Annotated in this window: 11 protein-coding genes; 5 read left to right on the top strand and 6 right to left on the bottom strand. The window is 60.6% G+C overall.

From position 1 onward, the window contains the following. Positions 1-164: 164 nt before the first annotated feature. The 3 genes from EXN68_RS12395 (at position 165) to EXN68_RS12405 (ending at position 2,585) form a co-directional block, all read left to right on the top strand. Positions 165-1,106, top strand: a complete 942-nt coding sequence (locus EXN68_RS12395; protein WP_161991314.1) for a class I SAM-dependent methyltransferase — start codon at positions 165-167, stop codon at positions 1,104-1,106. 107 nt (positions 1,107-1,213) lie between these two features. Further along, a complete protein-coding gene (locus EXN68_RS12400; protein WP_404944521.1) occupies positions 1,214-1,852 on the top strand; it encodes a YitT family protein in 639 nt (212 codons plus the stop codon). A 91-nt stretch (positions 1,853-1,943) separates the two neighbouring features. Beyond that, the gene (locus tag EXN68_RS12405) at positions 1,944-2,585 is read left to right on the top strand and encodes a YitT family protein (RefSeq protein ID WP_046800530.1); all 642 of its coding nucleotides are present in this window, start codon (positions 1,944-1,946) and stop codon (positions 2,583-2,585) included. 25 nt (positions 2,586-2,610) lie between these two features. On the opposite strand, the gene EXN68_RS12410 is transcribed toward EXN68_RS12405, so the two are convergent. Together EXN68_RS12410 and EXN68_RS12415 are read right to left on the bottom strand one after the other, a co-directional pair. Then, positions 2,611-3,072 carry a carboxymuconolactone decarboxylase family protein gene (locus EXN68_RS12410; protein WP_142841052.1) on the bottom strand — a complete coding sequence of 154 codons (462 nt, stop codon included), beginning with the start codon at positions 3,070-3,072 and terminating at the stop codon, positions 2,611-2,613. A gap of 114 nt (positions 3,073-3,186) precedes the next feature. Beyond that, complete coding sequence (locus EXN68_RS12415) at positions 3,187-3,690, bottom strand: RrF2 family transcriptional regulator (RefSeq protein ID WP_142841053.1); 504 nt, start codon at positions 3,688-3,690, stop codon at positions 3,187-3,189. Between the two features lie 49 nt (positions 3,691-3,739). Here EXN68_RS12415 and EXN68_RS12420 point away from each other — a divergent pair, with 49 nt between their 5' ends. Both EXN68_RS12420 and pdeM read left to right on the top strand, forming a co-directional pair. Beyond that, the gene (locus EXN68_RS12420; RefSeq protein ID WP_237681398.1) at positions 3,740-6,331 is read left to right on the top strand and encodes a ligase-associated DNA damage response DEXH box helicase; all 2,592 of its coding nucleotides are present in this window, start codon (positions 3,740-3,742) and stop codon (positions 6,329-6,331) included. A gap of 22 nt (positions 6,332-6,353) precedes the next feature. Continuing rightward, a complete protein-coding gene (gene pdeM, locus EXN68_RS12425; RefSeq protein ID WP_142841056.1) occupies positions 6,354-7,082 on the top strand; it encodes a ligase-associated DNA damage response endonuclease PdeM in 729 nt (242 codons plus the stop codon). A gap of 78 nt (positions 7,083-7,160) precedes the next feature. Here the strand turns inward: pdeM and EXN68_RS12430 are convergent, their stop codons facing one another. The 4 genes from EXN68_RS12430 to podJ all read right to left on the bottom strand — a co-directional run bounded on the left by EXN68_RS12430 (position 7,161) and on the right by podJ (position 13,523). Continuing rightward, positions 7,161-7,598, bottom strand: coding sequence for a universal stress protein (locus EXN68_RS12430; RefSeq protein ID WP_142841058.1), 438 nt, complete (start codon positions 7,596-7,598; stop codon positions 7,161-7,163). Between the two features lie 160 nt (positions 7,599-7,758). Next, on the bottom strand, positions 7,759-8,586 hold the full coding sequence (locus tag EXN68_RS12435) for a TIGR02186 family protein (RefSeq protein WP_142841060.1): 828 nt from the start codon (positions 8,584-8,586) through the stop codon (positions 7,759-7,761). Beyond that, entirely contained in the window at positions 8,583-9,509 is a 927-nt protein-coding gene (locus EXN68_RS12440) for a sulfite exporter TauE/SafE family protein (protein ID WP_046800536.1), read from the bottom strand. The genes EXN68_RS12435 and EXN68_RS12440 overlap by 4 nt, the downstream gene beginning before the upstream one ends. Positions 9,510-9,773: 264 nt before the next feature. After that, positions 9,774-13,523: a cell division protein PodJ gene (gene podJ / locus EXN68_RS12445; protein ID WP_142841062.1), complete on the bottom strand. Its 3,750-nt coding sequence runs from the start codon at positions 13,521-13,523 to the stop codon at positions 9,774-9,776. Between the last annotated feature and the right edge of the window lie 172 nt (positions 13,524-13,695).

Consider the following 13,695-nt stretch of genomic DNA (forward strand, 5'->3'; position numbering starts at 1 on the left):
AAGTCTCCTGTTTTGTCCTGACATATGAAACGGACCGCTTCGATGCAAGTTTTCGCGCATTATATCGCGCCATATCAGTCAATTCCACGCGGGTGCCATGAAATAGGACTTGAGTTTTTTTATGGCTTGATAAATGACAGCCGGCATCTTCTCAGGAATCATTGATGGCCCCAAACCAGTTTTCTTCCGGTGACGTCATTGCCGACCGCCGGGCCGACTATGCCCGCATGTTGGCGGAAGGCGGTGATTATCCCGCCGCCGCCGAACTTATGGAACAGGCGCTTGAACTGGCGCCACGGTGGACGGCGGGATGGTTTCGCTTCGGGGAATATCACGAAAAGGCGGGCGACACCGCAAAAGCGGTGGCGGCTTACGAGAAAGTCGCCGAGCTGGATAGGGAAGGGCTGTTTGCAGCCGAACTGAAACTTGCGGTTCTCGGCGCCGCGGAAACACCCGAGCAGCCGCCGAGCCGTTACGTGGAAGGGCTGTTTGACGATTATGCCGACCGCTTCGAAACCTCGCTGGTTGAGAAGCTGGACTACAGCGTGCCGCAAAAACTGGCGGAACTGATCGGCAAGGCGGCGAAAGGCGGCGTCTTCGACACCATTGTCGATATCGGCTGCGGTACCGGTCTTCTCGGCGTCGAAATCCGCTCCCTCGCAAAACGGCTGGAGGGGTTCGATATTTCGCAGAACATGCTGGCCAAGGCCGAGGAAAAGGATCTCTACGATCATCTCGACCAGGCCGATCTTTCATTGGATGAAGAGACCTCCGGACTGTTCACCCCGGCACTTGCGCGCCACCGCGCCGATCTCGTCGCCGCCGCCGACGTCATGATGTATCTTGGCAGCCTCGAAACCGTCATGCCGCTCGTTTCCGCCCTGCTCAAGCCATCGGGCTTTTTCGCCTTCTCGGTGGAGGATGCGGGAGATGAAGAAGGGTTCATCCTACGGGAATCCCTTCGTTACGCCCATTCCAAAAGCTACGTGACCGACCTTCTGGAGCGGGCGGGCTTTTCCCTCATCGAAATCCGCAAAACCACCATTCGCAAGGATGCCGGAAAACCCCTTTCCGGCATTCTCTTTCTTGCCCGCGCCAGAGCCTGAACATTCCGTTTGTTGCCTTTTTCACGATAGGTCAGCCTTGCTTACATATCCACCTTGATCCGGGGTTTTTTGCAGTGCAAAATATGCCGGAAACCTGAGGGAAAAGCGTGAGCAGAACGAGAAGCGTTTACAGCATGTGGAGTTCCGATCCGGCCAGACATGCGCCGGTGGAAGACGTGCAGGGCATCGTCACCGGTGCCATCATCTCGGCGCTCGGCTTTTATCTTTTGAACAAGGTCGGCCTTCTGACCGGCGGCACCGCTGGCGTCGCCTTTCTCATTCATTATGCCTTCGGCGTCAGTTTTGGCCTACTGTTCTTCCTCGTCAATCTGCCCTTTTATTACCTGTCCTTCCGCCGTCTCGGTCTCGCTTTTTCGTTCAAGACTTTCATCGCCATCGGCCTTGTTTCTGTGCTGACGGAGGTGGAGGCGCGCTGGATGGTCATCGACAGCATCAATCCGCTCTGGGCGGCGCTGCTTGGCGGTCTGCTTCTGGGCTATGGGCTACTGGCGCTTTATCGCCATCGCGCCAGCCTCGGCGGCATCGGCATTCTCGCCATCTATATTCAGGACCGCTTCGGCATCCGCGCCGGCCTTATCCAGCTGGCATTCGACGCCTTTGTCATGCTCTGCGCTTTCCTCGTCATCGATTCGGCCACCGTGGTCTATTCGATCGTCGGTGCTTTCGTTCTCAACATATTCCTCGCCATCAACCACCGCTCGGACAGATACATCGTCGTGCGTTAAGCAGAACGCTTGAAATTCGTCGGGCTTCGGCGCAATAGCTGGGCAAGGTGGGGCCAGATCTGGCCATATCTGGCAAGTCAGGGGAAAATGCATGGACGATACCAGCGCGCGCAGGCGATTGAACCTTTGGACGTCGGCGCCCGATCGCCATTCGCTGCTGGAAGATGCGCAGGCCATCCTAGCGGGCAGCATGCTGATTTCACTCGGCGTCACGCTGTTTTCCGCTGCGGGTCTCCTCACCGGCGGTGTGGTGGGTCTCGCATTTCTGGCGCATTACGCCAGCGGCTTCAGCTTCGGCGCGCTGTTTTTTCTCGCCAATCTGCCGTTTTATTATCTCGCCTTTCGCCGCCTCGGCCTCGCCTTTACCATCAAGACCTTCTGCGCCATCGCGATGACGGCGCTGCTGTCCGAATACATGCCGGGCTTTTTCGCTTTTGAGAGCATCAATCCGATTGCAGCTGCACTCTTCGGCGGATTGACGGTTGCCGCCGGCATGCTGGCTCTGTTTCGCCACCGCACCAGCCTCGGCGGTTTCGGCATATTGGCACTTTATCTGCAGGATCGTTTCGGCTGGCGTGCCGGCCTCGTGCAGCTCGCCTTTGATGGCATGGTGCTGGCCTGCTCCTTCTTCGTCGCGACGCCTTTCGTCATCCTCTGTTCCATCCTCGGCGCGCTGGTCATGAACCTTACCCTTGCCGTCAATCACAGAAACGACCGCTACATCGCCATGTAGCGGTCGTTCTTTTTAGATCGAAGGGTCAGGCTGCTTTCGCAGCCGCATCCACCGGGTGCTGCGAGCGGAAGCCCACTGCGATGCGGTTCCATGTATTGATGGCGCCGATGGCAACCGTAATCTTTACGATATCTTCGTCCGAGAAATGCGCCTTGAGGGTTTCGAAGGCATCATCCGGCGCGCCGGTTTCGGCAATCTTGGTCACCGCATCCACCCAGCCGAGCAGTGCCCGCTCCTGTTCGGTATAAACGGTGGATTCCCGCCAGACGCTCATCAGGTTGATCCATTGTTCGGCAAGACCGTCATGGCGGCTTTCCTTGACATGCATGTCCACACAGAAGGCGCAGCCGTTGATGATCGAGGCACGCAGCTTGATGAGGTGAACGAAGCGGCGCTCAAGGCCGCTGCTCTGGACGTAGTTTTCCAATGCCATCACGGCCTTGAAAGCTTCGGGGGATGCTTTGGCATAGTTGATGCGGGTTTTCATCGGTTTCTCCAGTGGTTGGCGTCTATTTGAGGGTATGCAATATCGGTCCGGAAAGCTGTCAGGCTCACCGGTATTGGCTTGGCAGGTTTGTCGGTGGTTCTGTCTTTTCGGGTTTCAGCGCGTCATCGTCTTGCGCTCGTTCAACTCCAGAAAGGCGCAGCCGCGCGCGGCAATCCCGCCATCGTCATTGGCGGCAAGATCACCCAGAATGTCGGCGATGCTAGTCTTGGCAAGTTCCGCCCGGTAGACCTTCTCCGCTTTCAGCATCGCGGCATTGATGCCGCAAGGCTTGGTAAAATATCGTCCCGGCAAGGGGTTCGGCCCGCGCTGGCGGAGTTCGGCGCAGCGGAAGGCTGGCTGCGGCCCCTCGACCGCCAGCACGATATCGAGCAGCGTGATCTTGTCGGTTGCCCGGGCCAGACGATAACCGCCCTTCGGCCCCGGCACGGTGGCGACAATTCCCGCGCTCGACAGTGATTGCAGGTGCTTCAGGAGGTAGCTCGTGGAAACGCCGTGGAATTCCGCCAGCGCCGCTGCGGACAGCACGCCGCCTTCGGAAAGGCCCGCCAGCATGCCCACGCTATGAATGGCTTGTTCCACGCCGTCCCCAAGCTTCATCGGTCTTTCCCGTGTCCCGTTGCCTCAATATCGTGGATATTATTTATCCATGATTATGGTTTCCTGTCAAGCGGCTATGTTCCGCCCTTCTTTTTTGCTGCTTTTTCACTACCTTGAAGGTGTGAAACACACCGAGTCTCCCACTTCCGGCACGCATGTCGGCACCTTGCCCCTTCCATTCCAGAAATGGTTTGCAGAAAAAGGGTGGTCTCCGCGCGCGCATCAATTGGAGCTGATGGCGCGGGCGCGGGGTGGTGAAAACATGCTGCTGATCGCGCCGACAGGTGCCGGCAAGACGCTTGGCGGCTTCATGGCCTCGCTCACGGATCTGGCGGAACGTGGCAAGGTGCCGGCGGGCGCCGGTTTCGTCGGTGTACACACGCTTTATATTTCGCCGCTGAAGGCGCTTGCCGTGGATATCGAGCGCAACCTCACGAAGCCCGTCTTCGAAATGGGCCTGCCGATTTCCATCGAAACGCGCACGGGTGACACGCCGCAGGCCAAACGCCAGCGCCAGAAGGTCAAACCGCCCGATATTCTGCTGACCACGCCCGAGCAGGTGTCGCTGCTGCTTGCCAACAAGGAGGCTGAACGGTTTTTCCGTGACCTGAAATATGTGGTGCTGGACGAGCTGCATTCGCTCGTCACCTCCAAGCGCGGTCATTTGCTGTCGCTGGCACTCGCCCGGGTGCGCCGACATGCGCCAGATGTGCGCTTCATCGGTCTTTCCGCCACCGTGGCGGAGCCAATGGATCTGCGCCGTTACCTCGCACCGCAGGGACAAAGCGAACCGCCGGCCGGTCTCATCATGGTCGAAGGCGGCGCAAAACCGGATATCGCCATTCTGCAGACGGAAGAACGCATCCCATGGTCGGGCCATTCGGCAAGCTATGCCATGAAGGATTTGTATCCGGCGCTGAAAGAGCACCAGACAACGCTGATCTTCGTCAACACCCGCTCGCAGGCGGAGAGGATTTTCCAGGAACTCTGGACCATCAATGACGACAATCTGCCCATCGCGCTGCATCACGGCTCGCTGGATGCCGGCCAGCGCCGCAGGGTGGAAGCGGCCATGGCGGAGAACAAATTGCGCGCCGTCGTTGCCACATCCACGCTCGATCTCGGGATAGACTGGGGCGATGTCGATCTCGTTGTGCATGTCGGCGCGCCGAAGGGCGCAAGCCGCCTTGCCCAGCGCATCGGCCGTGCCAATCACCGCATGGACGAGCCGTCAAAAGCGATCCTCGTTCCCGCCAACCGTTTCGAGGTGATGGAGTGCCGGGCGGCGCTCGATGCCAATTACATCGGTGCGCAGGATACGCCGCCGATTGCTGAAGGCGCGCTCGATGTTCTCGCCCAGCATGTGCTCGGCATGGCCTGCGCTGAACCTTTCGATGCCGACGAGCTCTATCGTGAAGTAACAAGCGCTTCACCCTATGCCGACCTGCCGCGCGCCACCTTCGACCGGGTGGTGGATTTTACCGCCACCGGTGGTTATGCGCTGCGGACCTATGAACGCTACGCCCGCATCCGCCAGATGAAGGACGGCCGCTGGCGTGTCTCCAATCCGGCGGTCGCGCAGCAATATCGCCTGAACCTCGGCACCATCGTCGAGGCGGCCGAACTCAATGTCCGCATGGTCAAGCGTAACGCCAAAGGCACGGTCGGCCGCGGCGGCATGTCGCTTGGCAAGGTGGAAGAACATTTCCTCGAGCAGCTGGTACAGGGAGATACGTTCCTCTTCGCCGGCAAGGTGCTGCGGTTCGAAGGCATCAGGGAGAATGAATGCCTGGTGTCGCAGGCCTTCTCCATGGATCCAAAAATCCCCTCCTATGCCGGCGGCAAGTTTCCGCTTTCCACCTACCTCGCGGATCAGGTGCGCTCCATGCTCGCCGATCCCGCCCGCTGGCACGCGCTGCCGGATCAGGTGCGCGACTGGCTGGCGATCCAGAAGGAAAAATCGATCATTCCGAAGCGCGACGAGTTGCTGGTTGAGACCTTCCCCTTCCGCAAGCGCTTCTTCATGGTCATGTATCCCTTCGAGGGGCGGCTGGCGCACCAGACGCTGGGCATGCTTCTGACGCGGCGGCTGGAACGGGCTGGAGCAAAACCCATGGGTTTCGTCGCCACCGATTATTCGCTCGCCATCTGGGCCATGGAGGATATCGGCAGGCGGCTGAAATCCCGCCGCCTGTCGCTTGCCGAGCTATTGGACGAGGACATGCTGGGCGACGATCTGGAGGCATGGCTGGACGAATCCTTTATGCTGAAGCGCACCTTCCGCAACTGCGCCGTGATTTCCGGCCTCATCGAGCGCCGCCATCCGGGCAAAGAAAAGACCGGTCGGCAGGTCACGGTCTCCGCCGATCTTATTTATGACGTTCTTCGCAGCCATGAGCCGGATCATATTCTGCTGGAGGCGACGCGGCGCGATGCGGCGGCGGGGCTTTTGGACATTGGCCGTCTTGGCGATATGCTGAAGCGAATCAAGGGCCACACCACCCACCGCGCGCTGGAACATGTTTCGCCGCTTGCCGTTCCGGTCATGCTGGAAATTGGCCGCGAGACGGTAGCGGGTGAGGCGATGGATCAGGTACTGGCCGAAGCCGCCGACGAGCTGATCGCCGAGGCGATGTCTTGAAAATAAAGGAACGAATGTAAAAGTGCTGAGCCGGCTGACACTGAGCGACCGATTTTCGAACGGCTTCGAATGTCTTGGCAGCGAAACCGCCATCAATGGCGTCGCCGCCTGGTGCGATCCGCTCGGCGGACTTTACCTGCCGGACCTGTCGCTGCTCGTCGTCTCCGACCTGCATCTGGAAAAGGGCGCGGCCTTCGCCCGGCGCGGTCGCATGCTGCCGCCCTACGATACCATTGCGACGCTCAAGATCCTGTCATCCCTTGTCAGCCGCTATGATCCGAAGATCGTCGTCAGCCTCGGCGACAATTTCCACGATCGCGTTGGTTCGCAGCACCTGCCGCTGATGCTGCGCGAACTCATCCGCGAGATGGCGCGTGGCCGCGAATGGATATGGATCAACGGCAATCACGATCCTGACGGTACCGTCGATCTGCCGGGTTCTTCGGTGGACGAGATGTTTTACGGCAATCTCACCTTCCGCCATGAACCGAAGCTGCGCGATGCCACCGGGGAAATCGCCGGGCACCTGCATCCCTCCGCCACGGTTCGCCGCCGCGAGAAGACGGTGCGGCGGCCCTGTTTCGCCACGGATGGGTCGCGTCTGCTGATGCCGGCATTCGGGGTGATGAGCGGCGGGCTGGATTTGCGCCACAAGGCCATGCGTGGCCTGTTCGATCATGCGGCGCTCGTCGCGCATCTGATGGGACGGGACCGCATCTATTCGGTGCGGTTCTCAAATCTGCTCGGCTGAGCGTATCATCGCCGTTATGTCTTCGCTTTTATGCATCGTCCGGACGTAAAACCGCTACGCGCTTTTGACGGAAATGCTCTATTGCCGGTAAACCAGCACCGGTATCTTCGAATTCTTCAGCACCTTTGCCGTGACGCTGCCGAGCAGCATCTCGATAAAGCTCCTGCGCCGGTGCGAAGCCATGGCGATGAGGTCGCAGCCGGTCCGGTCGGCGATTTCGATGATCGCCTCGTCCGGCCGTCCCGCTCGCGCCAGCAGCGCTTCGCAATCCAGTCCCATGGCGGCGGCATGCGCCTGCGTATAGCGCAGCAGATGCTCCGCCTCCTCGCATCGGTGGAATTCCTCTTCGGCAATGGCGGCAATGTCTTCGACGTCGCTCGCGATCACGTGAAAGGGTTCCGATACCGTCACGACGGTCACCTTTGCGCCGGCCTCCCTGGCGAGAGCGAACCCTTGGTCGATTGCGATCTGCGCCAGCGGCGAGCCATCGGTGGGAATGAGAATGTGCTTGAACATGACATTTCTCCTTTTCATCCCGGTCACAACCGCGCTGGCCGCCACTATCTGGGTGCGTGGTTGTAACGTCTTGAATTTTACCGCAAACCGTTAAAGGAAGCGAATGCTATCTTTGCCGCTGCGGGCGGCAAACGCTCTCTTTTTCGCGATGAAAAAGCGGTCAGTCCTTGCGGAAGATGATACTGGCGCCCCAGCCGGTCACGACGGCCAGCAGAACGCAGAGCGCGCCATAGGCAAGCGGCGTCTGATGCGCCGCATCGGTGATGGCCTGTTCCATGCCCGTCTTGACGACACGCAGTTTCAGCTCGCGCTGGGCGATGAATTTGCCACTCTTGAACAGATAGGCGCGCGCTGTGTGCACACCGTTCGGCACGTTGGCGGGCAGGCGAAGCGTCGCCCAGAACAGGCCGGTGCGCTCAAGTCTCACCCCGGTCGTGTCATTGCGGTAGATGCCGCTGGAAAGCTTCAGGCGCCGGTATGCCTCCTGAAAATCGAACACATTGTCCGGTACGCCGGAAAACACCGCGCTTTTGAGCGACAGATGATCGACGCCCAGTCCCATCGCCCGCAAGGTGCCGGGCGAGGCGATATCCGTGATGTCACGCGTGCTGGCCATGGAATAGGATTCCGGCAGCGGTGTGAAGGTGATCGCACTGGTGTTGATCCAGATGCCCGCCACGCGCTCCTTCTTGCGCACGGTCATATAGTCGGTCGGCCCTTCGAGCGTGACGACAATGTCATATTGGCCGATCGCCAGCAGCAGCTGGTCGGTATTGTTCAGTGCGCCGAAGAGAGTGAAATCCGCACCGCGAAAATCGGAGGCGATGGGAATTTCCGTCGTTGATGCGCCGATTTCGATATTTTCCAGCAATGACCGCTGCTGCGTGCCGGGAGGCAGGGCAAGCGGCGGTGTCTGGGCGGAGGCCATGCTGCCAAAGGCAAGGCACGGCAAGAGCAGAAGGGCGGCGATGAGCAGGCGAGAGGTCAATAGCCCAGCCCTCCCACGGCAACCGAAAACAGGTCTTCCGGGCGCACTACCAGCGAGACTGCAAGACGAAGGGCAACCGCGAGGACAAGCAGGGCAAGAAGCGCGCGCAACTGTTCGCCGCGCAATTTCTGCCCAACGCGCACGCCATATTGCGCGCCGATGACGCCCGCCACCATCAGGATGAAGGCCAGCACCACATCGACGGAATAGTTGGTTGCTGCCTGAACGATGGTCGTATAGGCGGTCACGAAAATGATCTGGAACAGCGATGTGCCGACGACGACATTGGTCGGGATGCGCAGAAGATAGATCATCGCCGGCACCATGATGAAACCGCCGCCGACACCCATGATCGAGGTGAGGATGCCGATTCCGAAACCAAGGGTGACGATCGGAATGATGCTGAGATAGATCTTCGATTTCTTGAACCGCATCTTTAGCGGCAGGCGGTGCACCCAGTTGTGATGGCCTGGCCGGCGCAACGTTACGGTTTCGTTGCGGGCGGCGCGGCGCAGCGCCGAAATGCTCTCCTTCAGCATCAGCCCGCCAACGGTGCCTAGCAGGATGACATAGAGCAGCGAAACGATGAGATCGAGCTGGCCGATGCTGCGCAGGAAGGAGAATATCCACACGCCGACCGTCGCCCCGACCAGGCCGCCGACAAGCAGTACACTGCCGAGCTTGATATCCAGCGTGCCGCGCCGGAAATGCGTGATCGAGCCGGAAACCGAAGAGGCAACCACCTGGTTGGCACCCGTCGCCACGGCCACCACTGGCGGGATATTGTAGAAAATCAACAGCGGGGTGATCAAAAAGCCACCGCCCACGCCGAACATTCCGGAAAGAAAACCGACGGCCGCGCCCATGCCGAGAATGATGAAAATGTTCACCGACAGTTCTGCGATCGGCAGATAGACAGTCACGGCTCGGACCTCGGGCAAATGGTTCCGGGCGGCAGGGCTTGTCCGGGTGAGGGGGCCGCGCCGCGATTTACACTTTCTGTCTGAAAAGACCGGGCATGCCCAGCCTTCATCCGTCATGCCCGCGAGGGCCTGACCTGTCAACATTCAACGGTAAATACGTTGATAATTTGGAAAGATAGCGGCTGTGTGTCGATGGGCAGCCACATTCCTGCGCCGAGTGGTGCGAAAGCGGCCAAGGCGGCCGCTTCACCGGTTCGGGAGGGATTACTTGTTGCGGGCAAGCAGCGCAGTCACCAGTTCGTTGGTGATGCGCCCGTCGGGGGACTGACCGACGGATTTCTGGAAATCCTTGATGGCGGTAACAGTGTTCTTGCCGAGCTTGCCATCCGGCTGGCCGGCATCGAAGCCGTTCTTGTTCAGGATCGCCTGAATGTTGCGGATCGCCTTTTCCATGTCCACGGAGGCGGTCTTCACACCTTCCTTGCCAGCCCATTCTTCAGGCGGGTTGACGCTGTTGGTGTCTTCCGAAAGCGGTTTGACCTTCCATGCGTCCACCTTGGCCTTGGCGCTCTGAAGCTGCTGTGGGTTCATGGCGCCGGCAACTTCGTCACGCTTCTGGGCGGCGTCCGCATCGCCATCCTTGGCGGCAATCGCGAACCACTTGTAGGATTCCTCGATATCCTGCTTCACGCCGCTGCCGCGGGCATAGAGAATGGCGAGGTTGAACTGGCTGTCGCGCACGCCAAGTTCCGAAGCCTTGATGAACCATTGCGCTGCAGCGGTGAAATCCGGCTGGCCGGCGGCGTCGGATGCGAGCAGGACCGCGAGATTGTGCATCGCGCCGGCATTGCCCTGTTCAGCGGCCAGTGTGTAATAGCGCTTGGCCTCGGAAAGGTTGCGCTCCACACCGTTCGCCTTCTCGTAAAGATTGGCGAGACGGTATTGCGCAGGCGCCAGGCCACGATCCGCCGCGAGCTTGTACCATTTCGCCGCTTCCGCACGATCGGCGGCAACGCCACGACCTTCGGTGTAGCGTGCGGCGATCTCAAACAGCGCCTGCGTTTCGCCCTTGGCGGCCGCTTCGGCCAGAGATGCAGGTTCGATGCCGGCGGGAACCGCGATGGCGTCCTGCGGTGGAACAACGGTGGTGACAGTTTGCGTCGGAGCCTGCGGTTCGCTCTTTGCGACCGTGTCTGGCGTTGCCGGGTCTACGACCGGCGCATCCGCAACCGGCGGCTCGTCTGCGAGCGGTGCGCCGCCAATGGTGCGGGCATCAATGCTGTTCTGCGCCGGCGCATTATTCTCGATGCTGTCGGCCGATGCCGCCTGCTCGGGATCGATGGCGAGATCGGAGGGAATGGTCACGGCCTTGTCGCCGGTTTCGGGAAGTGCCGAGACCGGTGCATTGTCCATCTTCTGCTCGATAACAGGTGCCGGGGCTTCCGCGCCGCCGATCAGCGTCTTGACGAGTGGCATGGCCATCATGGCGAGAAGAATGGCGCCGATACCAAGCAGTAGCGGGCGACGATAGCGCGACAGCGCCGACGTGTCGGCCTTGCGGCTCTTCTTGCCGGTTTCGAGCTTTTCCGGCGATGTTTCCATGGCCGCAGCCTGTGCTGCGCGGCGGGCGGCGGCAATGAAATCCGTGCGTCCTTCGGCATCTACGGCCTTGCCACTGGCAGCCACCTGGCTGGCGCGTACGCGTTCCAGTATCTTCTTGATGTCAGGTGCGCCCGAACCCGGCTCCAGAAGTTCGTTCTCCTGGCCTGCCGGCAGCACGTCGATCGGGTCGAGCGACGGGGCGGGTTCCACCTGCGTGCGGGTAGAAGAGGCCGGGACCGGCTCTTCAGCAGCTTTGACGGTCTTTGCGGTGCTGGTCTTGAACCGTTTCGTCAGGCCGGCAAGCAGGCTCTTCTTTTCCGCCTTGGCGGGTTTTGCAGCGGCAGGCGGCACAACGGCCAGCGCATCCGCTTCGTTTTCGTCGGCGTCGAGAATGGCCTGTTCTTCAGCGATATAACCTTCTTCCGGGAAGATGGCGGCTGGCATCGCCACGTCTTCGCGGGCGGGCGTGACCATATGCTGCGCAACCTTGCGGGGCGCGGCCTCTTCGCGGTAGGCGGGAGCGTTGTCCAGGCTGTCGAGACGGCCGGCAATCTGCACCAGCGTTTCATGCAGCGCCTCAAACGTGCGGTGCGTGCGCTCTTCGGTATTGCGGCTCAAGGCTTCGAGGCTGCGCAGATCGGTTGCGAGATCGGTCAGCATCGTCATGTCGGCAAGGTTTGCGCCGGCCGAGAGATTGTTGCGGGTATAGGCGTCCAGAACCGCTTCGGCGGCCTGCCGTGCAGCTTCGATGATATACTCGTCGTTGGACGCCATATAATCCTCGATCGCCGCCATGCGGGCATCGAGTTCCGGCGACATGCCTGCTGCCTGCATCTGCACCGGCTGGCTGATCAGCGTCGAAAGATGGGCGATCTGGTTTTCGAGGCTCGTGAGCGCGCCGCTATCGGCAGGGGCGGCATGGGCGGTCTCGTCGAGACGCGCCGCGATATTGCCGAGCCGCTCTTCCAGGCGCGAAAAGGCGCTTTCGCTGAGGCCCGATGCCGGCTGCGGCTGGCTGTAGCGATAATCCAGGTCTTCAATGCGGCGCGACAGCGTATCGAGCCGTTCTGCCAGACCGTCATTGACGGCGCCATGATCCAGCGCATCGATCTTGCGGGAGATATCGCTGAGGAAGGATGTCAGTTCCGCCTGCTGCGAGGGGCGCTGCGACCGCTCCAGAAGCAGCGAAAGCTGGTCCAGCCGATCATGCAGCTGCGCGGCGTCGCGGGCGGTGCTGAGTTCGTCGATCTTGCCGGACAGCGCTTCAAGGCGGGCAGTCAGGTCCATCGCCGGCTCGGGCTTTGCGGCGGCAAGGCGGTTGATATCGCCGAGCTGTTCGGCAAGGCCGTTCAGGCGGGTTTCCAGCCGCTGCGCCAGCGCATTATCTGTCGCCTGCGTGTTGGAGCGGGTATTGGTCGCGGCAATGGCGCGGCTGATTTCGTCCAGCCGCTGGTCGAGACCGGAAAACTGTTCGGTAAAGGCGGCCTCATTGGGCTGCATATGCTTGCCGAGCTGCTCCACGGCGCTGGCAATCGCAATCAGCTTTTCCTCGAGCACGCGCACGGCCGGATTGTTGCTCATGCCGCCAAGCTGGGTCTTGATGTCATCAAGACGATAGGCGAGCGCCACAATCTCATCCTGCAATGAGTTCGTATCGAAGCCGCGCAACGTGTCCTCCACATTGTTCCAGCGGCTTTCGATCCGGTGCACGCTGTCTTCGCGCGCAAGCTGGTCAATGGTGAGGCGCAGGTCTTCGAACTCGTTGCGCAGCCCGTAGGCGTCAGGAGATGCGAGGTTGCCGAGCTGGTCGATGCTGCCGGCAAGCCTTGCGATGTCATCGCGCAGGTCGCCGATGAACTGCTGGTCTTCCGCCACCGCACGTATATTGCGGATTTCTGCGCGCAGGCCCTGCGCTTCGCGGGCCACGCCCTCGGAAATATCGTGCTTCAGCTCATGGCGAAGATTGACGAGCGCCTGCGCGATTTCCTGCAGGGCGGCGTCATTGCGCTGCGGTTCCTGATAGGGCGGAATGGAACGTGCGCGCGGAGCGGGGTAGGCCGCCGTGTTCTGAACGTTCGGCCGATATTCCGGTGCAAGCGGGCGGGTAATTGTCCGTTCCGGGCGCGCAACGGGTTCCTGCGGGCGCTGGAAGCTCGCCTCGAGAAGGCGCTGGCGTTGGCGGATTTCGTTGACGGGGTCAAGTTGCGGCGGGGTAACCGTGGCGCGTGGCTCGCGCGGCGCGGCGTAAGCCTCGCCTTTCGGCTCGGGCGCGGGGCTCGGGCGCGGCTCGCGCGGAAACTTCTGGCTCATCAGCCCCTCGATACGGGCTTCAAGACCTTCAATGGTGCGATTGAGAGCATCAAGAGACGACCTGTCGCTTGGCTGTTGGTTATTCGATCGCAATCCGTTCATCTTCTCGCTCGCTTCGCTTCCGCCCGCTATGCCCGGTTGTTGTCGCGACGTTGCCTGCCTGTGCATGCCGTCGCTGCAACATGCAGCAATTCCAGAGCCGGTATTCGCCCCCTTGGAGGAAAATGCGCCGATGAACGAAGCAGTTACCTCTTGTCGGAGAATTCACGAAACG

It is taken from the genome of Martinezella rhizogenes (genome assembly GCF_007002745.1).
Lineage (GTDB): Bacteria > Pseudomonadota > Alphaproteobacteria > Rhizobiales > Rhizobiaceae > Agrobacterium > Agrobacterium cucumeris.

Excerpts from the sequence above, each read along its gene's own strand:
- EXN68_RS12395 (WP_161991314.1), top strand. The coding sequence starts at position 165 with ATGGCCCCAAACCAGTTTTCTTCCGGTGACGTCATTGCCGACCGCCGG.
- EXN68_RS12405 (WP_046800530.1), top strand. The coding sequence starts at position 1,944 with ATGGACGATACCAGCGCGCGCAGGCGATTGAACCTTTGGACGTCGGCG.
- EXN68_RS12410 (WP_142841052.1), bottom strand. The coding sequence starts at position 3,072 with ATGAAAACCCGCATCAACTATGCCAAAGCATCCCCCGAAGCTTTCAAG.
- EXN68_RS12415 (WP_142841053.1), bottom strand. The coding sequence starts at position 3,690 with ATGAAGCTTGGGGACGGCGTGGAACAAGCCATTCATAGCGTGGGCATG.
- EXN68_RS12420 (WP_237681398.1), top strand. The coding sequence starts at position 3,740 with ATGATTATGGTTTCCTGTCAAGCGGCTATGTTCCGCCCTTCTTTTTTG.
- EXN68_RS12430 (WP_142841058.1), bottom strand. The coding sequence starts at position 7,598 with ATGTTCAAGCACATTCTCATTCCCACCGATGGCTCGCCGCTGGCGCAG.
- podJ (WP_142841062.1), bottom strand. The coding sequence starts at position 13,523 with ATGAACGGATTGCGATCGAATAACCAACAGCCAAGCGACAGGTCGTCT.